At 64.4% G+C, this 20,673-nt stretch carries 18 protein-coding genes; 11 read left to right on the top strand and 7 right to left on the bottom strand.

Translation table 11 applies throughout. From position 1 onward, the window contains the following. Positions 1-102 precede the first annotated feature (102 nt). The 4 genes from ligA to ACVILI_RS23575 all read left to right on the top strand — a co-directional run bounded on the left by ligA (position 103) and on the right by ACVILI_RS23575 (position 4,131). Entirely contained in the window at positions 103-2,307 is a 2,205-nt protein-coding gene (gene ligA / locus ACVILI_RS23590) for an NAD-dependent DNA ligase LigA (RefSeq protein ID WP_038647718.1), read from the top strand. Then, on the top strand, positions 2,304-2,993 hold the full coding sequence (locus ACVILI_RS23585; protein WP_038647716.1) for a DUF2461 domain-containing protein: 690 nt from the start codon (positions 2,304-2,306) through the stop codon (positions 2,991-2,993). The genes ligA and ACVILI_RS23585 overlap by 4 nt, the downstream gene beginning before the upstream one ends. A 116-nt stretch (positions 2,994-3,109) precedes the next feature. Continuing rightward, entirely contained in the window at positions 3,110-3,838 is a 729-nt protein-coding gene (locus tag ACVILI_RS23580; protein WP_038647714.1) for an AzlC family ABC transporter permease, read from the top strand. Next, entirely contained in the window at positions 3,835-4,131 is a 297-nt protein-coding gene (locus ACVILI_RS23575; RefSeq protein ID WP_038647712.1) for an AzlD family protein, read from the top strand. The genes ACVILI_RS23580 and ACVILI_RS23575 overlap by 4 nt, the downstream gene beginning before the upstream one ends. A gap of 111 nt (positions 4,132-4,242) precedes the next feature. On the opposite strand, the gene ACVILI_RS23570 is transcribed toward ACVILI_RS23575, so the two are convergent. From ACVILI_RS23570 to ACVILI_RS23560, 3 genes are all read right to left on the bottom strand, one after another. Next, complete coding sequence (locus tag ACVILI_RS23570; RefSeq protein ID WP_240564739.1) at positions 4,243-6,087, bottom strand: aminopeptidase P family protein; 1,845 nt, start codon at positions 6,085-6,087, stop codon at positions 4,243-4,245. A 214-nt stretch (positions 6,088-6,301) separates the two neighbouring features. Next, positions 6,302-7,174: a 50S ribosomal protein L11 methyltransferase gene (locus tag ACVILI_RS23565; protein WP_038647708.1), complete on the bottom strand. Its 873-nt coding sequence runs from the start codon at positions 7,172-7,174 to the stop codon at positions 6,302-6,304. A gap of 11 nt (positions 7,175-7,185) precedes the next feature. Beyond that, entirely contained in the window at positions 7,186-7,764 is a 579-nt protein-coding gene (locus ACVILI_RS23560) for an SCO family protein (protein WP_038652933.1), read from the bottom strand. Between the two features lie 356 nt (positions 7,765-8,120). Here ACVILI_RS23560 and ACVILI_RS23555 point away from each other — a divergent pair, with 356 nt between their 5' ends. The 3 genes from ACVILI_RS23555 (at position 8,121) to ACVILI_RS23545 (ending at position 10,135) form a co-directional block, all read left to right on the top strand. After that, on the top strand, positions 8,121-8,639 hold the full coding sequence (locus tag ACVILI_RS23555; RefSeq protein ID WP_019859072.1) for a CreA family protein: 519 nt from the start codon (positions 8,121-8,123) through the stop codon (positions 8,637-8,639). A gap of 86 nt (positions 8,640-8,725) precedes the next feature. Further along, positions 8,726-9,367, top strand: coding sequence for a transferase hexapeptide repeat family protein (locus tag ACVILI_RS23550; protein WP_038647706.1), 642 nt, complete (start codon positions 8,726-8,728; stop codon positions 9,365-9,367). 342 nt (positions 9,368-9,709) lie between these two features. After that, complete coding sequence (locus tag ACVILI_RS23545) at positions 9,710-10,135, top strand: low affinity iron permease family protein (RefSeq protein WP_027047021.1); 426 nt, start codon at positions 9,710-9,712, stop codon at positions 10,133-10,135. Between the two features lie 11 nt (positions 10,136-10,146). Here ACVILI_RS23545 and ACVILI_RS23540 read toward each other — a convergent pair whose 3' ends face one another. Next, complete coding sequence (locus ACVILI_RS23540) at positions 10,147-11,013, bottom strand: SDR family NAD(P)-dependent oxidoreductase (protein ID WP_038652930.1); 867 nt, start codon at positions 11,011-11,013, stop codon at positions 10,147-10,149. 135 nt (positions 11,014-11,148) lie between these two features. Between ACVILI_RS23540 and ACVILI_RS23535 the strand changes: the two genes are divergently transcribed. Beyond that, positions 11,149-11,430, top strand: coding sequence for a hypothetical protein (locus ACVILI_RS23535; RefSeq protein ID WP_019859068.1), 282 nt, complete (start codon positions 11,149-11,151; stop codon positions 11,428-11,430). 85 nt (positions 11,431-11,515) lie between these two features. On the opposite strand, the gene ACVILI_RS23530 is transcribed toward ACVILI_RS23535, so the two are convergent. Then, a complete protein-coding gene (locus ACVILI_RS23530) occupies positions 11,516-12,091 on the bottom strand; it encodes a TMEM175 family protein (RefSeq protein WP_019859067.1) in 576 nt (191 codons plus the stop codon). Positions 12,092-12,378: 287 nt separating this feature from the next. Then, positions 12,379-13,851, bottom strand: a complete 1,473-nt coding sequence (locus ACVILI_RS23525; protein ID WP_038647704.1) for an MATE family efflux transporter — start codon at positions 13,849-13,851, stop codon at positions 12,379-12,381. Between the two features lie 191 nt (positions 13,852-14,042). On the opposite strand from ACVILI_RS23525, the gene ACVILI_RS23520 reads away from it, so the two are divergent. Further along, a complete protein-coding gene (locus tag ACVILI_RS23520) occupies positions 14,043-14,837 on the top strand; it encodes a L,D-transpeptidase (RefSeq protein ID WP_019859065.1) in 795 nt (264 codons plus the stop codon). A gap of 75 nt (positions 14,838-14,912) precedes the next feature. Here ACVILI_RS23520 and ACVILI_RS23515 read toward each other — a convergent pair whose 3' ends face one another. Continuing rightward, positions 14,913-16,382 carry an esterase-like activity of phytase family protein gene (locus ACVILI_RS23515; protein ID WP_457102628.1) on the bottom strand — a complete coding sequence of 490 codons (1,470 nt, stop codon included), beginning with the start codon at positions 16,380-16,382 and terminating at the stop codon, positions 14,913-14,915. Positions 16,383-16,635: 253 nt separating this feature from the next. Between ACVILI_RS23515 and ACVILI_RS23510 the strand changes: the two genes are divergently transcribed. Together ACVILI_RS23510 and ACVILI_RS23505 are read left to right on the top strand one after the other, a co-directional pair. Next, a complete protein-coding gene (locus tag ACVILI_RS23510; protein ID WP_038647700.1) occupies positions 16,636-19,047 on the top strand; it encodes a GcvT family protein in 2,412 nt (803 codons plus the stop codon). A 12-nt stretch (positions 19,048-19,059) separates the two neighbouring features. Next, positions 19,060-20,610: a trimethylamine methyltransferase family protein gene (locus tag ACVILI_RS23505; RefSeq protein WP_457102627.1), complete on the top strand. Its 1,551-nt coding sequence runs from the start codon at positions 19,060-19,062 to the stop codon at positions 20,608-20,610. Positions 20,611-20,673: the final 63 nt, after the last annotated feature.

The following is a 20,673-nucleotide window of genomic DNA, read 5'->3' as shown; positions in this document are numbered from 1 at the left end:
TGGCTCCATCCTGCTGTTCAGGAATGATCTTTTCCGAAAACCGGTTCCCACTTTTCGGGATCATGCTCTATTGTGGCGCGCCACCGTTCGGGGAAGAAAAGCATGGCCGAAAAACCTGTCGATTCGCTCAGCGAAAGCGAGGCTGAAGCCGAGCTGAAGCGCCTGGCGGAGGAGATCGCCGAGCACGATCGGCGCTACCATACCGAGGACGCGCCGACAATCTCGGACGCCGCCTATGATGCGCTGACGCGGCGCAACCTTGCCATCGAGCAGCGTTTTCCCGACCTGGTGCGCGAGGATTCGCCATCACGCAGGGTCGGCGCGCCGCCGGCCGAGGGTTTCGCCAAGGTGCGCCATGCCGTGCCGATGCTCAGCCTCGCCAAGGCCTATACAGACGAGGATGTCACTGATTTCATCGAGCGCGGCCGGCGCTTCTTCGACCGCGACAAGGACCTCGACATAGCCTTCACCGCCGAACCGAAGATCGACGGCCTGTCGGCCTCGTTGCGCTATGAGAATGGCGTGTTCGTGCAGGGCGCGACGCGCGGCGACGGAACCGTGGGTGAGGACATCACCGCCAATCTCAGGACCATCGCCGATATTCCCGCGAAGCTGAAAGGCTCGGGCTGGCCTGATGTCATCGAGATACGCGGCGAGGTCTACATGACCTATGCGGAATTCGAGGCGCTGAAGGCGCGCTCGGCCGCGGCCGGCGGCCAGGATTACGTCAATCCGCGCAACACGGCTGCCGGATCGCTGCGCCAGAAGGATGCCTCTGTCACCGCCAGCCGCAATCTCAAGTTTTTTGCCTATGCCTGGGGCTTCACGACCGCGGATCCGGCGCCGACCCAGTATGAATCGGTGCAAAAATTCGCCGACTGGGGGTTCAAGATCAGCCCTTTGATGGTGCGGGCGAAGTCGGTCGAGGAACTGGTCGCACATTACCATCTGATCGAGGAGCAGCGCTCCTCGCTCGGCTATGACATTGATGGTGTCGTCTACAAGGTCGACCAGCTGGAGCTGCAGCGCCGCTGGGGTTTCGTCACCGGCGAGCCGCGCTGGGCGGTTGCCCACAAATTCCCGGCCGAGCAGGCGATGACGACCGTGCAGAGGATCGACATCCAGGTCGGCCGCACCGGCACGCTGGCGCCGGTCGCAAGGCTTGCGCCCGTCACCGTCGGCGGCGTCGTGGTCGAAAACGTCACGCTGCACAATGAGGATTACATCAAGGGTTTCGACAGCAACGGCCTGCCGATCCGCGAAGGCATCGACGTGCGCATCGGCGACACGGTGGTGATCCAGCGGGCGGGCGACGTCATTCCGCAGATCGTCAGCGTCGTCATCGACAAGCGCCCGGCCGATACCGTGCCTTACGAATTCCCGCATACCTGTCCGGTCTGCGGCTCGCCGGCGACGCGCGAGATCAACGAGAAGACCGGCAAGGAAGATTCTCGCCGGCGCTGCACCGGCGAACTGATCTGCGCCGCGCAAGCCGTGGAAAGATTACGCCATTTCGTCTCGCGCGGGGCGCTCGATATAGAGGGGCTGGGCGCCGAAAACATCGACACCTTCTTCAATGCTGGGCTGATCAAGACCGCCGCCGATATTTTTACGCTCAGGGACCGCCGTCCCGCGGTCACCAAGGCACTGGCCGAGCGGCGCGAGGAGCAGGCCAGGCAGCGCGAGGCGGCGTCCGGCAAGACGCGCAAGAATGTGCGCAGCGTCGAGGACCGCAACTATGAGGGCCTCGACAAGCTGTTCGCGGCCATCGATTCGCGCCGCGAACCGGAACTCGACCGCTTCATCTTCGCGCTCGGCATCCGCCATATCGGCGAGACGACGGCCGCCGTGCTCGCCAAGACCTTTTCCACCATCGAGGAACTGATCCGTGTCGGCAAGGAAACGGCGGCAGCGGAGGACCCGCACACCGTATTCCCATCGGTCAACGGCATCGGTGACACGGTGATCGATGCGCTGCGCGATTTCTTCGGCAATGAACGCAATGACGACGTGCTCGACAAGCTGCTCGAACAGGTCAGGCCCAAGCCCTATATCGTCACCGTCTCGGCCGACAGCGAGGTCGCGGGCAAGACCATCGTCTTCACCGGCACGCTGGAGAAGATGACCCGCTCGGAAGCCAAGGCGATGGCCGAGCGGCTCGGCGCCAAGGTCGCCGGCTCGGTTTCGGCCAAGACCGATCTGCTGGTGGCCGGACCCGGGGCCGGCTCCAAGCTCAAGCTTGCCAGCGAACTCGGCGTCGAGGTGATCGACGAGGACACCTGGCTGCAACGGGTCGGCAAGGCGTGACCGCGTTCAAAGGCTTCGGCCCAAAGGCCATACCATTCCTGAAGGCGCTGGATTTCCACCAGAGCCGGGAGTGGTTTTTGGAGAACCGCGACCTGTTCGAACAGGAATTGCGCGATCCCCTTGGCGATCTGGTCGACACGCTGACACAGCGCTTCGCAGAGGCAGGGCTCGGTTTGCGCGGCGATCGCAAGAAGTCGCTGTTCCGCATCAATCGCGACGTGCGCTTCGCCAAGGACAAGCGGCCGTACAACCGGCATGTCTCGGCGATTCTGTCGCCTGACGGCAGCAAGGCCGTGCAGGGCGTGTTCTACATTCATATCGGGCTTGAGGGCTGCTTTGCCGGCGTCGCCTGGTGGCAGCCGGAGGCCGCGTTGCTGCTGGCGATGCGGCGCGCCATCGAGACGTGGCCGGACAGGTTTCGCGCCATGGTGAAGGCGTTGAAGAAGAACGGCCTCGAGCTTAGCGCGGAAGACGCCATGAAACGCACGCCGCGGGGCTTCGAGCACGTCACGGATGAGGATCTTGTCGCTGCGATCCGCAATCGGCATTTTGCCGTCCGCCACGTCATCGATCCGGCAGGCATCCACGGGCCGGATCTGGTCGAGGAACTCGTCGATTTTACCATGCGCGCCAAGCCGCTGCTCGACTGGGGCAGGGCGATCGAGGGCAAAATCGCGAAGGACTAAGTTCCATCTCGACCCAAGGCGACGATCATTTCCGCTGATCGTTTGGCTCAAGCGAATTCGTGTGACAAGGCGGGCTGCACTACCTACATCGGCGGTTTCGACCCTGGGAGCGATCGATGGCGACGGACGTGATTTCCGAGAGCGGCGGCAAAAGCGACTTCTGGCAAGGCGTGCGACTCTCCATGCCTGTCGTCGTGGCGTCGGCGCCGTTCGCGGTGCTGTTCGGAGCGCTTGCCGTCGACAATGGTTTTTCGGTCCTCGAAGCCTTTTTGATGAGCGCGCTGGTCTATGGCGGCGCCAGCCAGATGGTCGGCATCCAGCTGTTCGGCCAGCATGTCGCGCCGTGGCTGATCGTGCTGTCGATCTTCGCCGTCAATTTCCGCCATGTGCTCTACTCCGCCGGCATCGGCCGGCGCATCGCGCACTGGCCTGTCATCCAACAGGCGCTCGGCTATTTCATCCTCACCGATCCGCAGTTCGCCGTGGCCGAGGCGAGGGCGGCGTCCGGCCAGACGGTCGGCTTTGCCTGGTATCTGGGGCTTGGCCTGCCGGTCTATCTGTTCTGGGTGATCGAAAGCGCGCTGGGTGCCGTGTTTGGCAAGCTCATCCCCGACACGCATGCGCTGGGCATCGATTTCCTGCTGCCGATCTATTTCCTCGGCCTGGTGATGGGCTTCCGCAAGCGGCCGCTGTGGCTGCCGGTGGTTATCGCCAGTGCGTGCGCCTCGATCATCGCCTACAAGACGGTCGGCTCGCCCTGGCACGTCTCGATCGGCGCCATTGCCGGCGTGCTGCTCGCCGTCATCCTGCCACCGCACCATAGCGGCGTGGAGACAAGGCCATGAGCACGACTTTCTGGATCATCATCGCCGGCGCGGTCGCCACCTATCTCACGCGAATCGGCGGGCATCTGGTCATCTCCCGCTTCGACAACATCCATCCACGCGTCGAGGCCGGCCTCAACGCCGTGCCGGCGGCGGTGCTGACGACGCTGGTGGCGCCGGAGCTGCTGAATGCCGGACCGGCCGAATGGGCGGCATTGGTCGTCACCGCCGTGGTCTCGCTGCGCGGCGGCCTGATGGCGATGTTTCTGGCGGGCGCGGCAGTGTTGATCTTGGCTCGGCAGTTCGTGGGATAGAATTCTGCGAGTGCCACCGATTTAAATCGTCAGCGCCGCCCCTCATTGCCCTGCCGGGCATTTAGATGCCGGCAGGGCAATGAGGGGCGGCGCTGACTTACCAAGCTAGATTCAAATCTTCGCATCATGCGGCAGCGGTGCCGTCGCCTTCGCAAGCCAGGCCAGCGTCTCGCCGTCGAGCATCGGTCCGATCTCGGCCAGCACGCGGGCATGGTAGGCGTCTAGCCAATGCAGCTCCTCGCGCGTCAGCAGCTCTGACCGCACCAGCCTGATGTCGATCGGCGCCAGCGTCAGCGTCTCGAAGCCGTGCATGGCGATGTCGCCGCCCTCGATCTGTTCGGCCGGCGTCACGAGGATCAGGTTTTCGATGCGGATGCCGTAAGCGCCTTCCTTGTAATAGCCGGGTTCGTTGGACAGCATCATGCCTTCGAGCAGCTTTTCGGTGCCGGTGCGGGCAATGCGCTGCGGGCCTTCATGCACGGCGAGGTACGAGCCGACGCCATGGCCGGTGCCGTGGGCGAAATCGCAACCATGCTTCCACAGCGCCATGCGGGCAATGGCGTCGATCTCCGAGCCGCGCGTGCCGGCGGGGAAGCGCAGCGTGGAAATACCGATCATGCCTTTCAGCACCAGCGTGAAGCGTTCGCGCATTTCCTCGGTCGGCTGGCCGATCGGCACGGTGCGGGTGATGTCGGTGGTGCCGTCCTGATATTGCGCGCCGGAATCGAGCAGGAACAACTCGCCCGCCTGCAGCTTGCGGCTGGTGGCGCGCGACACGCGGTAGTGCATGATGGCGCCGTTCGGGCCAGCGCCGGAAATGGTGTCGAAGGACACGTCGCGCAGCGGCATCTGCGTTTCCTCGCCGGTCTGCCTGCGGCTCTCCTCCAGCCTGGTGACGACCGCGATCTCGTCGAGCGAGCCGGGTTTTTGCCGCTCCAGCCAGCACAGAAGCTTGGCCACCGCCGCGCCGTCACGACGGTGCGCGGCGCGCGAGCCGTTGATCTCGGCCTGGTTCTTGGTGGCACGCGGAATGCGGGCAGGATCGGGCGCGGCAACCACCGTGCCGCCATTGTCCTCGACCAGTATGCGCAGCCGGTCGGCCGCCAGGACCGGGTCGAGTGCGATCTTGGCGCCGCCCTTGGCAAGCGCCGCGATCGCCGCTTCGAATTCGCCGGGCTCGTGCGGATCGGCGAGCTGGGTGAGATAGGCCGCGACCTGGCGCGAGAATTTGCGGCTGTCCATGAACAGCTGGTGCGACCCATCCGCTGCGAGGATGGCGAAGCCGAGCGCCAGCGGCGTATGCGGCACGTCGCCGCCTCGGATGTTGAAGGCCCAGGCGATGGAGGAGGGGTCGGTCAGCACCGCATGGGTGGCGCCGTCCTTGCCGATCGCTGTCGCCAGCCGCGCCAGCTTGTCCTTGGCGAGTTCGCCGGCAAAGCCGATCGGGTGCAGCTCGACCGGCGTCACCGGCGCCGCCGGCTGGTCCTTCCAGATGATGTCTATCGGGTTTTTCTCGAGCGGCACCAGCACCGCGCCGGTCTTGTCGGCCGAGGTCTGCAGAGCCTTGACCTCGCTGATCGTGTGCAGCCATGGATCGAAGCCCAGCCGCGCGCCCTTGCCTATATTGTCCTTGAGCCAGACGGCGGGCGGGTTGTCGACCAGGCTTTCGACCGAAAAAATGTCGAGATCGACCTCGCTGCGCACCTGCAGCGTATAGCGCCCGTCGACGAAGATGAAGGCGCGGTCGCGCAGCACGATGGCGACGCCGGCCGAGCCGCTGAAGCCGGTCAGCCATTTCAGCCGTGCCGAACGATCGGCGACATATTCGCCCTGATGTTCGTCGGCGCGCGGGACGATAAAACCGTCTAGGCCATTGGCGGCAAGCCATTGGCGCAGCAGCGCCACGCGCGGCTTGCCAACCGAAGGCTCGCCCGCGGAATCGAAGGTCTGGAACATGATGGGCCTCCTGATGTCGGCGTGACCGTAGCCTATGGGTCCGGAAATCGGAATCGATTTCCAGTTGGCGCAACCTGCTACAGCGCCGGCTGGCTGACAACCAGATGGGGCTGGTCCAGCCGCGGCACGATCAGCTTTCCGGCGAAATCCATGCCACGGCGCATCAAGTTCTAGGTGTTGGGACTGTCGAGGATCGGCAGTTGCCTTGCCGGTCTCAGCGCTTGAGGTGGATCGTCACCCAGCCTTCGCGGTGCAAGGTGCGCACGTGCCGGAAATTCTGGCCGACATAGGCCGAGATGACGGCGTCGCGCTGGCGCTCGAGAATGCCTGACAGGACGATCGAGCCGCCAAGTGCGATGTGCCCGGCCATTTGCGGCGCCAGCCGCATCAGCGGCCGCGCCAATATGTTGGCGACGATCAGATCGAAGGGGGTACGATTGCCGAAGATCGGATGGTGGAAGCCCGGTGCGGTGACCGTTTCGATGAGCGCCTTGACGTGATTGAGCCGCGCATTGGCGGCGGCGACCCTCACCGCCACCGGGTCGATGTCGGTGGCGAGCACCGGAATATGCGCCAGCTTGGCGACGGCGATCGCCAGCACGGCACTGCCGGTGCCGAGGTCGAGCGCATTGCGCGGGTGCTCGCGCCGCACCACTTTCTCCAGCATTTCCAGGCAGCCTGATGTGGTGCCGTGATGGCCGGTGCCGAAGGCAAGGCCGGCCTCGATCTCGATGGCGAGTTCGCCGCTGTGGCGCTTCCTGCGGTCATGCGCGCCGTGGACGAAGAAACGGCCGGCGCGCACCGGCTTCAGGCCCTCCAGCGAGCGCGCCACCCAGTCGATGTCGGGCAGCACCTCGCGCTCGACCGGCTTCGACAGAGTAAGCCCGGCGAGAATGTCCTTCACCCGCGCTTCAATCGCATCGACGTCGCCATCGGCATAGAGCGAAACTTCGTGGATGTCCTGGTCTTCGTCGACCTCGAGCACGGCGATCGGCAGGCCCTCATCCTCGAAAGCCAGTTCGAGCGCCGCGAAGATGCGCTCAGCCTCGATCTTGCCGGTGGTGAAATGCAGCCGCGTCTGGGTCATGTGGATACTTATCAACCCTTGGCCGCGAGGCGCTTCAGCTTCTCCACGGCGGTGCCGGCGCTTTCGCCATAGGCGATCGTGCCGGCAAAGTCGCCCTTGGAGTTGAGCAGCAGCACCGAGGCAGTGTGGTCCATCGTGTAGTCGCCGTCGCCCGTGTCGACCTTCTTCCAGTAGATGCCGAACGACTTGGCCATGGCATGGACCTTGTCCGGGTCGCCGGTGATGCCGGTGATCCGGTCGGAGAAATTCCTGACATAGGCGTTCATCACCGGCGGCGTGTCACGCTCCGGGTCGACCGAGACGAAATAGGCATGCAAGGTCTTGCCGTCGTCGCCGAGCGTCTTCAGCCAGCCGGAGAGTTCGAACAGCGTCGTCGGGCAGACTTCGGGGCAGTGGGTGAAGCCGAAGAAGACGACGCTGGGCTGCCCCCGGAAGGCGGCTTCGGTGATCGGCGCGCCTTTCTGGTCGACGAGGGTGAAGGGCGCTCCGAACGGTTCGCCGCCATAATGGCCGCGGTACCAGTCGAAGGTCAGCCAGCCGATGCCGGCTGCCATCAGGACGAGAATGCCGACCAGGATAGAACGCATCATCATAAAAGTCCGTCCGCAGAAATCATCGCGCCGGCTCGATGCCGCGCCGGTGCGACAGTCTTGGAGCCCTGTTTGGAAATTCTACTCTGGCGGCCATCTGATGGCGTTTTCTGCGCTTCTCAGTTCTACTGCATGCAGTAGAACTGAGCTCACGGACCATATGTCCACTGCGCTACGGTGTCGAAACCACCACCATATGACTCGCCAGAGCGAATTTCGAAACAGTCTCTTAGCGGTTTGGCCCTGCGCAGGCAAAGTGCCGCGATGCCGCAACCGTGGTGGTGTTGACGCATCCGCTTGCAAAGCCGCACGCCGCGTCCCACCTGAACCGGCAACTCGAACCGCAGGAGGCTCCTTTGCTCGAACTGGTTGGGCGCGAACGGATTGGGCGAAAACTGATCGGCGGCGCCTTGGCCGCGTGCGTCGTTCTTGGCGCAGGCAGCGCGGTCGCCGAGGAAGTCGGCAAGGTCGGCGTCGACTGGGTCGGCAATGACATCATCGTCGAAGCGATCAAGGATCCCAAGGTGGATGGCGTGACCTGCCATGTCTCCTATTTCGACCGCAGCATCATCGACCGCCTGCACAAGGGCAACTGGTTCGAGGATCCCTCCGATTCGTCGATCTCCTGCCGTCAGACCGGCCCGATCACCATCGGCGACATCGACATGAGCGAGGGCGGCGAGGAGGTGTTCAAGCAGGGCCTCAGCCTGATCTGGAAGAAGCAGGTGGTGAACCGCATCTACGACAAGACCAACGAGACGCTGATCTATCTCTCGCATTCGCGTCAGGTGCAGAACGGCTCGGCCAAGATGTCGGTCACCACAGTGCCGCTCTATGGCCAGAACGTGGTGTGGAGCAAGGGCAAGCCGAAATAGGCGGATGGGCGTCTTTTTGTGCTGATTGGCACCACGAGCAATTGCTCCTGCCTTGCGGGAGCAATTGCCCTGAAGTAAAGCGCCGCATGGACCGCACCGAAAACCTCGTCCTGAAAGATCCCGAGCCGCGCATCCATCCGACCGCGGAGCTGAAGGCGTGCAAGCTCGGCCGCTACGCCTCGATCGGTGAACGGGTGGTGCTGCGCGAGGTGAGCGTCGGGGACTTCTCCTATTTCGAGCGCCATGCCGAGGCGATCTATACGAGTATCGGCAAATTCTGCTCGATTGCCGCCAACAGCCGCATCAACGCGCTGGAGCATCCGATCGAGCGACTGACCCAGCACAAGGTCAGCTACCGGCCGAACGAATATTTCCGCTGGCTGGGCGTCGATGCGGCGTTCCGCGCGCGGCGGCAAGCGAAGGCCGTGACCATCGGCCACGACGTCTGGATCGGCCACGGCGCGGTGATCATGCCCGGCATCGCGATCGGCAATGGCGCGGTCGTTGGCGCCAATGCGGTGGTGACGCAGGATGTGCCGCCCTACATGATCGTCGCCGGCGTGCCGGCAAAGCCGCTCCGCTCGCGCTTTGCTCCCGACATAGCGGCGCGGATCGAAGCCCTCGCCTGGTGGGACTGGCCGGTCGAGAAACTCGCCAGGGCGGTTCCCGACATCCAGTCCATGCCGATCGAGGCCTTCCTCGATCGTTGGGAAAACGACGTCGTCTAGGGCGCGCAGGCCATCGGCAGACCGAGAGCGGCGCTGGTGGGCGAGTTGCGGGAAATGGGGCGTCCGCCTGTCCGTGTACCGGTCGCCGCTTTCGGTACTGAAGCCCCTTCCGCCATGCGGGGGTGGCGCGGCGGAAGGGGCCGGAGGTAAACCGCTGTGGAGCGGAACGAACAGGCGCTTTTGCCTGCATCGTTACTATGACATTGAACCGATAAGATGCGTTTTCCGTCGAGTGCCCGCTTCGCGTGTGCCCAATTGCATCCGATGTATTTGCTGCCGGCGGGAACCCAAGACGGCTACCGGTTGTTTCTCATCGGCGCAGCCATTGATGGGTCTCGACAGATGGAAAAGCTCTTCACCAGGATCGCCAACTGGGTCGCCCATATAACCGGCCTGCCGCTGACCTTTGCGGGCTGCTGTGTGATTGTCGTCGTCTGGGCGGTGAGCGGGCCGTTCTTCGGCTTCTCGGACACCTGGCAATTGGTGATCAACACCGGCACGACCATCATCACTTTCCTGATGGTGTTCCTGATCCAGAACACCCAGAACCGCGATGGCGCGGCGATCCAGGCCAAGCTCGATGAGTTGATCCGGGTCAGCGAGGGCCATAACAATTTCATCGGCATCGAGCACCTCACGGAATCCGAAGTCGAGGAAATCCGTGACAAGTGCGAGCGGGCGGCACGGCGGCATGACGAAAAAATCGCCGCCATGGCCGCCAAGAAGGCCGTGGCGCAAAAGCGAGCTCCGAAAAAGCACGCGGCTTGAGGGCTTTCGGATCAGCCTTTGATGAAGTCCGCGAACGCATCCTTGTGATCGGGGTGCCAGCGCGACAGGGCCGGGCGGTTTTCGATGATGTCGCCGATCGCCCAGGCCATGCGCTTCTCGTCCAGCGGCCGCGCTACGTCATTGTCCGGGCACAGGATGTAGAAGTCGCCCCTGACCAGGGATTCCAGCATGAAATCAATGACCTGTTCGCCGGTCCAGGCGCCGGCCGGCTTTTCCGTCGCCCCTTCGGTGAGGCCGGTATAAGTGAAGCCGGGGATGAGCAGATGCGCCGACATTCGGTCGCCCGGTTCGTTGCGCAGCGCATGCGCCAGGCCTTCGGTGAACGTCTTCACGCCGGCCTTGGAGACATTGTAGGCGAGGTTGCCGGGCGGCGTGGTGATGCCTTGCTTGGAACCGGTGTTGATGATTAGGCCCGGCTTGGCCGACGCCAGCATGCGCGGCGCGAAGGCTTCGACGCCATGCACGACACCCCAGAAATTAATGTCGAGCAGCCGTTTCCAGCCTTCACGGTTTTCCCAGGGTTTTCCCGGATTGTCGCCGACGCCGGCATTGTTCATCAGCAGCGAGACCTCGCCGAAGGCGCCGAATGCGCGGTCGGCGAGACGATCGACCTCATCGGCCTTCGAAACATCTGCGGCGACGGCAAGCACGGCATCGTCGCCGGCAATGGCAGAGACGGCGCGGGAGGCATCGTCAAGGCGCGCGCCACCGATGTCTGCGAGCACGATCTTCATGCCCATCAGCGCAAGCCGCTTTGCGGCTGCCAGACCGATGCCGCTGGCGGCGCCGGTGATGACGGCGGTATTGCCGGGGCCAAGCGCGGGCAGGGCGCTCTGGATTTCAGCGTCGGTGATCATGAGCAACAGCATCCTTTTTTCGATGGCGCCGAACTTAGCGCCGGAACGGGCTTGTGCAAGCCTTCGTCAGCACGTGTTCGGGTTGACCAGTCGGGCCGCGACCGCGCATGCTGCCCCACAAATGGAGATTTTCGATTGACGGACTGGATCGCAATTCTGAAAGAGCAGACCGCCACCGGCGACCAGATGGGGCGCGAGGTGCCGCAGATGCTGGCCAACCCCGATATCAGCGAAGCCCAGGTGAAGACACTGTTTGCCGCGCTGGAAAAACAGGCCGAGTTCGTCGAGAAGCTGCGCATGGCGTTGGAGAAATTCGGCCATGATTTCTCGATCATCAAGGCAGCCGAAAGGCTGGAGGAGCGCTATGCCGACCTTGCGGCGTCGGTGGCGGAAAAGCTGAAGGCGATGCGTAAATAGAGCAATTCCAGGAAAGGTGTGAAGCGGTTTTCCCGGGGAAAGCGCGTAGCATTTTCCCCCGGGGAATCGAGTCAGGCAAACAGCGCTACTTTTCGATCACCCGCGCGAAGCGCGTATCCGGCACGAGCCAGATCGTCGCGACCAGCACATAAAGCGCGACGCCGATCCACTGATTGACGAAGGTCAGCAGGACGGCCGCGATGTAGACGGCCAGCGAGAGCTTGCCCTTGCGGTCGTTGCCCAGCGCCTTGGCGAAGGCGGTGTCGTTGCCGTGCAGGCGATGCAGCGCGGATGCCAGAATAGTGTAAGCGATCGCGCATAGAGCGAGATCGGCGCCATAGACAGCGACCGGAACCGTGGCGAAATGATTCTCGCCCATGAAGGCGGTCGTTACCGGCATCAGCGACAGCCAGAACAACAGATGCAGGTTTGCCCAAAGCACCCGGCCGTCAACGCGTTGTACGGTGTGAAACATGTTGTGCAGATTGTTCCAGTAGATGCCGACATTGATGAAGGACAGCACGTAGCTGAAGAAGACCGGCCACAACGGCAACAAGGCGGAAACATCCTCGCCATGCGGCACTTTCAGTTCGAGGACCATGATGGTGATGATGATGGCCACGACGCCGTCGGTGAATGCCTCGACCCTGCCTTTGCCCATGATCCCCGCCTACAAACGAATTTGTCGAAAGACAGTAAACTGTTAGCGCAAGTTCCCGGGCCAATAAACGGCGCTCGGGAAATTCCTCAAGCATGTCTGGGAAAGCCAGGGCGCCGGCGGCTGCTTTGTCGGCAATGCCTTACCCGTCAGCGGCGTCGGCATCGTCTCGACCTACGTCAGCGCTGTCGCGGCAAGCCTGGCATTTGCCGGCATGATCATCGTCTTTGCGCTGGTGGCGCTGGGCTTTGAGCTAAAAAACACAGACATTGAGACAAAGCGGGCCCGCCTCAGCCGTTCGGCGTCTCGGGCGCCATGTTGGCGCGCCCTCGTGGCACCCCGAGCCCGGTGTCCGGCGGCTCGCCGGCGGCCGGCCTGTTCTCGATCATGTGCAAACTGCGCCAGCCGCCAAAGCGGTAATAGGCCGCGGCCAGCACCAGCGAGGTGATCGAGCCTGCCGGGAAACTCCACCACAGCGCTTCCTCGCCGATCACGCCGCGCATGAAATAGGCAAAGCCGGTGCGCACGATGAGCACCGAAATCACCAGGATGATCAGCGGCGGCATCACCGCTCCGGTGGCGCGCACGGTGGCGAACAGCACGATGGTGATGCCGAACAGGATGAACGACCAGGATGCGGCAGAATTGATGTGCGCGGCGATGTCGATCGCCGCGCTGTCGCTGCTCAGGAACAGGCCGAGGATCGGGCGGTCGAAGAGCCACAGCAGCGCGACCAGGGCGCCGGTCAGGACGAGATTGAAGCCGACGCCGGAGGCGGCGACGCGGCCGATCCGGTCCCAGCGGCCGGCGCCGACATTCTGCGCAGCCATGGAGGAGACCGCGGCTCCGATGGCCAGCGCCGGCATCTGGATGTAGGTCCACAGCTGCGCCGCGATGCCGTAGGCGGCGGCGACCTGCGACCCGTAGGAGTTGACGATGCCCATCACCGTCAGGGCCGCCGCCGAAATGACGATCATCTGCAGGCCCATCGGCACGCCCTTGAAGACGACGACGCGCAGCAAGCCAGGGTCGGGCCACAGCAGGGCGAGATTGGCGCCGGCCAGCCGCAGCGGGTGCTTGCGCGCATAGAGCACGACAAGGATGGCAATCACGCCCACCGTCTGGCCGATCAGCGTCGCGGTGGCGGAACCGGCGATGCCAAGTTCGGGGAAGGGGCCGATGCCGCGGATCAGCAGCGGGTTGAGCACGATGTCGAGGACGACCGCCAGCGCCATGAAGATGAAGGGCGTGCGTGAATCGCCCGCGCCACGCAGTACGGTCATGACGAAGGACAGAAGGTTCATCATCGGCACGGCGACGAAGATGATGCGCAGATAGGAACGCGCCAGCGGCAAGGCGTCCGCAGGTGTGCCGAGCATGCCCAGGATAGCATTTACCCAGATCCAGCCGCAGACGGCGAACACCACCGAAATGAAGAAGAAGAAGGTGGCGCTGGTGCCGACGATGCGGCGCGCCTCGGGCAGGTCGCGGGCGCCGACCGACTGCGCCACCAGGATGGTGGCGGCCATGCCGATGCCGAACACGGTGCCCAGGATCAGGAACAGGACGAGGTTGGCGTTGGATGTGGCGGTCAGCGCCGATTCGCCCAGAAAGCGGCCGACCCAGACGGCATTGATCGACCCGTTGAGCGACTGCAGCACGTTGGAACCCAGCACCGGCAAGGCAAACAGCAGCAGCGTGCGCGGGATCGGGCCGCTGGTCAGGTCGCCGGTGCGCCGGCGCGGGGGCTTTTTTTCGTCCATGGCTGGCAACTCGGCAAAGGTGATCTGGCCCCACCATCATTGCCGATTCAACGGGGCAGGTCGATGCGGTGTCGGAAAGGTCTGCTGGCGCCCCTTGATCTAATCATGTTCTCAAAACCCCCGGAATGGGCTATTGATCCCCTGGGGCGTGGGGCCCGCATTCCTGTATCTTGTGAATAGCCGGGGGGATCATGTCCGATAGTCCGCTGTTTTCCGAGCGCCTGAACCGGCGCGCGTTTCTCGGTGCGTCCGCCTTGGGCGCGGCCTCGATGGCTCTTTCGGCATGTACGACGACCGAGGTGGTGACGCCGCCGCCGCCGGTGGCCGCGGCGCCACCCGACACGGCGTTCGGCGACACCGCGACCATGTACGCGGCGCGCACCGACGAGGGCTATCAACTGCCGGCGATCCCGGTGGCCAAGCTCGATCCGAAGTTCGTGCGCCAGATCGTGGTCGACCCGACCGGCGAAAAGCCCGGCACCATCGTCGTCGATGTCTCCGAGCACTTCCTCTATCTGGTGCGCGACGGCGGCAAGGCCATCCGCTACGGCGTCAGCTTAGGGAAGGCCGGTTTCGGCTGGACCGGCAGCGCCGTGGTTCAGGCACGGAAGAAATGGCCGGTGTGGACGCCGCCGCCGGAAATGATCCAGCGCCGGCCGGAACTGGCGAAATTCAAGGACGGCATGCCGCCCGGCCCGCAGAGCCCGCTCGGCGCCCGCGCGCTCTACCTGTTCCGCGACGGCAAGGACACGATGTACCGGCTGCACGGCACACCGGAGTGGGATTCCATCGGCAAGAATGCGTCGTCGGGCTGTGTGCGCTTCATGAACCAGGACATCATCGACCTCTACAGCCGCGTCAACGGTCCCGCGCAGGTCTTCGTGCGGCCCAACCTGTCGGCTGCCGGCAAGATCATGGCCGTGTCGAGCAGGACGGCCGAGCCGATCGATGCCGGCGTGCCGAAGGATGCCGAGTTCTTGAAGTAAGTACCTCCACGATCGACGGTTCGATCGGAATAACTCAGGCGGACGCGCCAAGCGCGTCCGCCTGGATCGCCCTGATTACTTCTTGGCCAGACCCGGCAGCGTGACCTGATAGACCAGGAACATGGTGTCGACATTGGCGCCGTCATCGGCCTTGTAGGGCGCGCCGATCTGAAAACCGTCCTGGGCAAGGAAGTCGTTGTCATTGGCGACGAACAGGAAATAGTCGTCGGGCAGCTTCGGATCGAGCACGCTGGCCAGCGACATCGCTTCCCATTTCTCGGACAGGTTGTTGTGGTCGTTCGGCGCGCCATTGTGCAGGCCGAAGCGATTGAGCTGCGCATTGTCGTTGATGTCGATGAACGGCGTCAGTCTGGCCGGCGTCACCGACGGATCGAGCACGCCCTTGGGTGCGACCGGCCTGTCGGCGGCGTCGAAAGGGCCGCCTGTGATGTCGGTCGCGGCCGAAACGTCGACGACGAAGATCTGGCGCAGAAGCGAGGTGTCGCCCTTGACGCCCTGGCCGTTGCCGCTGTCACGCGCAAGCATCAGGAACGCCGTGTCCGACAGCGCCACGATCTCGCTTTGCGCGGCGACCTTGGTCTTGCCCTTGGCGTCCTTGAACACCGGCAGCGGCACGACATATTCGTGCGCCAGCTTCAGACGGGCGAGGTCGGAGGCGTCATAGACCAGCGCCCTGGTGTTTTGCCGGGTCGAACCTGAATCGCCGCCATCCTGCCGCGTCGCCGACTGCAGCACGGCGATCAGGAACTTGCCGTCCGGCGTCATCGCCATGCCTTCCAGGCCCTGGTTGTTCTGGCGGCCGGTCTCGGGATCCTTCGGGTCGGGCTCGGCGGCACCGGGGCCAGGATTGTCCGAGGAGAAGTTCGGCGCGCCCTTGCGCATCGGCACCAGCGCCGCCGGCGGCTGTGTCGCCGACAGCAGACGGCCCTGCGCCGAGAAGCGGTAGATGTTGGGGCCATATTCGTCGGAGATGAACATCGAGCCGTTGGGCAGCCGCACGATCGCCTCGTTGTCGAGGGCGAGCTTGCCATTGGTGGCGGCGGGCAGCATCGGCATGTCGCCGGTGGCGGCGCGCACATCCGACAGCGGGTCGAGCCCGGTGGCATTGGCGCCCTTGTCGTCGGTGAGCAGCATGGTGTCGGTGAGCGTCGCCTTGACTTCGTTCTGTTCCTGGCCAGCGGAGCCTGCTGCTGCCGGCGTGAACTCGATGCCGATCGTGTTGAGGCGCGGCCGGTAGTCGGTGGTGCCGGCGACATTGTAGCCGCGATCCGGCAGCAGCCAGAGCGACCCCTTGTAGGTGCCCGCATCATGCGTCCAGCTCGATGTGTCGATCGCCATGCCGGAACCCGAGCCGAACGTCTCGCCGAATTTGTCGCGCTGTGCGGCAGGGATGCGGCCGACGCCGACCAGGCCCTTGTTGACGAGGCCGCCTGCTGTCGTGGTGCTGTCGGCGAGCGCCGGCGTGAGAGCGGTGAACAAGGCCAGCGCGATCCCGAGCGAGGCGGTTCGGTGCAGGTGTTTCATGGATGATCCTCTTTGTGAAAGATGTGCCGGGGCGGCCGAAAAGCTGAAAGAGGCGGTACATCGATGATGCCGCGCGCCGCCCCCCGAAAGCGGTCTACGGCGCGAACATGATGCTTGCGTGACAGTGCGGCATGCCTGCCCGCCGGCGTGTTCGCCGGCCGAAAAAACACCCGCTCGGATGCGCAAGTGCAGTACTGGACACTTATGTCTAGTGCGTATATGTTGCTGCCTCGGACGCATTGGGAGGGAAGCCTTGAAGTCGCACTACCGTGCAGTCGTCATCGGGGGCGGGGTGGTCGGCGCCTCGGTGCTCTACCACCTGACGCGGTTCGGCTGGTCCGATGTGGCGCTGATCGAACGTGCGGAACTGACGGCCGGCTCGACCTGGCATGCGGCTGCCGGGTTTCATGCGCTCAACGCTGATCCCAACGTCGCGGCGCTGCAGGATTACACCATCAAGCTCTATCGCGAGATCGAGGCCGAATCCGGCCGGGATATCGGCTTGCACATGACCGGCGGCGTCAACATGGCCAGCGATCCCCAGCGCTGGGAATGGCTGAAATCGGCATGGGCGGTGTTCCAGTCGGTCGGCATCGAAACCGCCCGGCTGGTGACGCCCGACGAAATCAAGGAAATCTGTCCGATTGTCGACGTCACTGGCGTGCTCGGTGGTCTCTACGATGCCAATGAGGGTCATCTCGACCCCTATGGCACGACGCATGCCTATGCGGGTGCCGCCAAGAAGCGCGGCGCCGACGTGATCCTGCGCAACCGTGTCGCCGAGTTGAAGTCTCGCGCGGACGGCCATTGGGACGTCGTCACGGAGCAGGGCACCATCATCGCCGAGCATGTCGTCAACGCCGGCGGGCTGTGGGCAAAGCAGCTCGGCCGCATGGCCGGCGTCGACCTGCCGGTGACGCCGATGGAGCACCATTATTTCGTCACCGAGGACATTCCCGAGATCGCCGCTCTCGACCGGGAGCTTGGCCTTGCGGTCGATCTCGACGGCTTTTCCTACCTGCGCCAGGAGCGCAAAGGCGTGCTGCTCGGCGTCTACGAGCAGAACCCCAAGCATTGGAACATGGACGGCGCGCCATGGGACTACGGCATCGAGCTGATCCCGGAGGACATAGACCGCATCAGCCCCGAACTCGCCAAGGCGCATGAGCGCTTTCCCTGCCTGGCGAGCGCCGGCGTCCGCAAATGGGTCAACGGCGCTTTCACCTTTACCCCCGACGGCAATCCGATCGTCGGACCGGTGCGCGGCCTGAAAAACTACTGGGTCGCCTGCGGCGTCATGGCCGGCTTCAGCCAGGGCGGCGGTGTCGGCAAATCGCTGGCCGAATGGATGATCCACGGCGAGCCGCAGGCCGACATTTTCGGCATGGACATTGCCCGCTACGGCGCCTTCGCCGCCAACCGCGAATATCTCAGACAAACGACGCGGCAATTCTATGCGCGCCGTTTCGTCATGACTTTCCCCAATGAGCGGCTGCCGGCGGGCCGGCCCTTGAAACGCCCCGGCGCCTATGACGGGATGAGTGCGGCGGGCTGCGAATGGACGGCGTCGTGGGGGCTGGAAATCCCGGCCTATTTCGCACCGATGGGCTTTCGCGAGAACACCACGCTCAAGCGCTCCAACGCCTTCGACATCGTCGGCGATGAAGCGCTGCAGGTCCGGCGCACCGCCGGTCTCGTCGATATCTCGGCCTATGCGCGCTATTCCGTGTCGGGGCCAAGTGCACAGGCATGGCTCGACCGGCTGCTGGCCTGCAGGCTGCCGAAGGCGGGACAGGCGCGGCTGGCGCCGATGCTCGGGCCGGATGGACGGCTGAAGGGCGACCTCACCGTGATCAACTGGCCCGACGGCGACTATTGGCTGATGGGCTCCTACTATCTCAGGGAATTCCACATGCGCTGGTTCGAGAGACAGGCAGGAGAGGGCGTCACGGTCACCGACATCTCGGACGCGACGGGCGGCTTCCTGCTGACCGGGCCAAATGCGCGCAAAATCCTGGAACGCACCACGCATCAGGATGTGTGCGGCGCGGCACTGCCCTTCATGGCCTGCGGCGCGTTCGACATCGGCATGGTGCAGGCGCGGGTTGCCCGCCTCTCCATCGCGGGCGAGCTGGGCTTCGAGATCAACTGCCCGGTAACCACGCATGCGACGTTGCGTGAGACACTGCTCGCCGCCGGCGAGGATCTCGGCCTGGCCGAGATCGGCTACTACGCGCTGAATGCGCTGCGACTGGAGAAAAGCTTCGGCATCTGGTCGCGCGAATTCACGCAGGGCTACATGCCAGGCCAGACCGGCCTCGACCGGTTCATTGCCTTCGACAAGGGCGAGTTCGTCGGCCGCGAGGCGGCGCTGAAGGAGCGCAACGTTGGGGTGGCGCAACGGATCGTGACGCTGGAGGTCGACGCCGTCGATGCCGACGCCAGCGGCTTCGAGCCGGTCTGGCGTGATGGCCGGCGCGTCGGCTTCGTAACTTCGGGTGGCTTTGGCTACACGATCGGCAAGAGCGTCGCGCTGGCGTTGGTCGACGGCGATTTCGCCGAGGAGGGGACGGCGCTTTCGGTGCACATTGTCGGCGTCGAACGGCCGGCTCGCGTCATCGCGGCGTCGCCCTACGATGCCTCGGGCAGGGCGATGCGGCAATGAGGAGGATTTTCGATGGTCGATGACGCGGCACGAGACATGAGGCGCGAGCGCCGGCGTGGACGCACGGGCGAGGCCGGCAGCGAAAGCAGCCGCCGACCCAACTACCGGTCGTTGAAGAACCCGTTCCTGCCGCAGCCGATCTTTTCGGATGACCAGGTGGCTTCCATCCACGACACGGCGCTGCGCGTGCTGGAGGAACTCGGCATCAAGGTGCTCTTGCCGCAGGCGCGGGAGATTTTCGCCCGCGCCGGTGCGTTTGTGGACCCGGACACCGACATGGTGCGCATCGGCCGCGACATCGTGGCCGCGGCACTGGCCTCGGCGCCGAAATCAATTCCAGCGCTGGCGGGCGACCGCAGCCGCGATCTTTTGCTCGAGCTCGGCTCGATGACGTTCCTCGCCGGCGCTGGCGCGCCCAACGTCACCGATCTCGAACGCGGCCGCCGGCCGGGAACGCTCGGGGCCTTCGAGGAATTGACCAAGCTCATCCAGCATTTCGACGTACTGCACATGCTTTGCCCCTGCATCGAGCCGCAGGATGTCGACAACCGCTTACGCCACTATGCCGTCAACCGCGCGCAGCTGACGCTGTCCGACAAGTTCCCCTTTGTCTTCGCTCGCGGCACGCCGCAGGTCGAGGATGGGTTCGAGATGATCCGGCTGGCGCGCGGGCTGTCAGAGGATGAATTCCGCGCTGGCGCCCATTGCTACACCATCATCAACACCAATTCACCGCGCCAGCTCGACATTCCGATGGCGCAAGGCATCATCGACTTCGCTCGCGCCGGGCAGGTCCTGGTCATCACGCCGTTCTGCCTGGCCGGCGCGATGGCGCCGATCACGGTCGCCGGCGCGCTGACGCTGCAGCATGCCGAGGCGCTGGCCGGTCTGGCACTGGCGCAGATCGTGCGCCCGGGCGCACCCGTGCTCTACGGTTCGTTCTCTTCCAATGTCGACATGAAGTCGGGCGCTCCGGCGTTCGGCACGCCCGAGCACGTCAAGGCGACACTGGGGGCCGGCCAATTGGCGCGCTTCATCGGCCTTCCCTGGCGTTCGGGCGCCGGCAGTGCCGCCAACATTTCCGATGCGCAGGCAGCCCATGAGTCGCAGTTCGCCCTGTGGGGCTCGGTGCTTGCCGGCGCCACCGTCTGTATTCACGCAGCGGGCTGGCTGGAAGGTGGCCTGAGTGTCTCTTTCGAGAAGCTGATCACCGACATCGAGGCGGTGCAGTCGATTGCCGAGCTTTGCGCGGCAACGCCTGGCGACGACGACGCGATCGGTTTCGAGGCCATCGCCGAAGTGCAGCCGGGCGGGCATTTCTTCTCGGCCGGCCACACCATGGCGCGCTACCGCACCGCATTCTATGAGCCACTGGTGGCCGACTGGTCGAATTTCGGCAACTGGACGCAAAGCGGATCAAAGACCGCCAGCGAGCGCGCCACCGGCATCTGGAAACGCATCCTTGCCGATTTCGAGCCGCCCGCTTCGGCTGCCGCCACCGCCGGAGTGCTCGACGAATACGCGCGGCGCACCGAAGAGGGCGGCGCGCCACCGGTGTCGTGAGGAGCGAGCTTTCGCGAGACACCCGGTCCTTGCCGCGACTTTCGCGGCGTGACCGGTGCCGGG

The sequence above is a fragment of the Mesorhizobium sp. USDA 4775 genome (assembly GCF_054062655.1).
The sequence above is the reverse complement of the archived record's forward strand: the minus strand, read 5'-3'. Positions and strand labels throughout refer to the sequence as shown.

What these genes read in the sequence shown, in the direction of transcription:
- ACVILI_RS23560 (WP_038652933.1), bottom strand. Translation starts at nt 7,764, where the DNA reads ATGATGCGTTCTATCCTGGTCGGCATTCTCGTCCTGATGGCAGCCGGC.
- ACVILI_RS23505 (WP_457102627.1), top strand. Translation starts at nt 19,060, where the DNA reads ATGGTCGATGACGCGGCACGAGACATGAGGCGCGAGCGCCGGCGTGGA.
- ACVILI_RS23575 (WP_038647712.1), top strand. Translation starts at nt 3,835, where the DNA reads ATGAGCACGACTTTCTGGATCATCATCGCCGGCGCGGTCGCCACCTAT.
- ACVILI_RS23520 (WP_019859065.1), top strand. Translation starts at nt 14,043, where the DNA reads ATGTCCGATAGTCCGCTGTTTTCCGAGCGCCTGAACCGGCGCGCGTTT.
- ACVILI_RS23550 (WP_038647706.1), top strand. Translation starts at nt 8,726, where the DNA reads ATGGACCGCACCGAAAACCTCGTCCTGAAAGATCCCGAGCCGCGCATC.
- ACVILI_RS23530 (WP_019859067.1), bottom strand. Translation starts at nt 12,091, where the DNA reads ATGGGCAAAGGCAGGGTCGAGGCATTCACCGACGGCGTCGTGGCCATC.
- ACVILI_RS23525 (WP_038647704.1), bottom strand. Translation starts at nt 13,851, where the DNA reads ATGGACGAAAAAAAGCCCCCGCGCCGGCGCACCGGCGACCTGACCAGC.
- ACVILI_RS23540 (WP_038652930.1), bottom strand. Translation starts at nt 11,013, where the DNA reads ATGATCACCGACGCTGAAATCCAGAGCGCCCTGCCCGCGCTTGGCCCC.
- ACVILI_RS23515 (WP_457102628.1), bottom strand. Translation starts at nt 16,382, where the DNA reads ATGAAACACCTGCACCGAACCGCCTCGCTCGGGATCGCGCTGGCCTTG.
- ACVILI_RS23570 (WP_240564739.1), bottom strand. Translation starts at nt 6,087, where the DNA reads ATGTTCCAGACCTTCGATTCCGCGGGCGAGCCTTCGGTTGGCAAGCCG.
- ACVILI_RS23565 (WP_038647708.1), bottom strand. Translation starts at nt 7,174, where the DNA reads ATGACCCAGACGCGGCTGCATTTCACCACCGGCAAGATCGAGGCTGAG.
- ACVILI_RS23545 (WP_027047021.1), top strand. Translation starts at nt 9,710, where the DNA reads ATGGAAAAGCTCTTCACCAGGATCGCCAACTGGGTCGCCCATATAACC.
- ACVILI_RS23580 (WP_038647714.1), top strand. Translation starts at nt 3,110, where the DNA reads ATGGCGACGGACGTGATTTCCGAGAGCGGCGGCAAAAGCGACTTCTGG.
- ligA (WP_038647718.1), top strand. Translation starts at nt 103, where the DNA reads ATGGCCGAAAAACCTGTCGATTCGCTCAGCGAAAGCGAGGCTGAAGCC.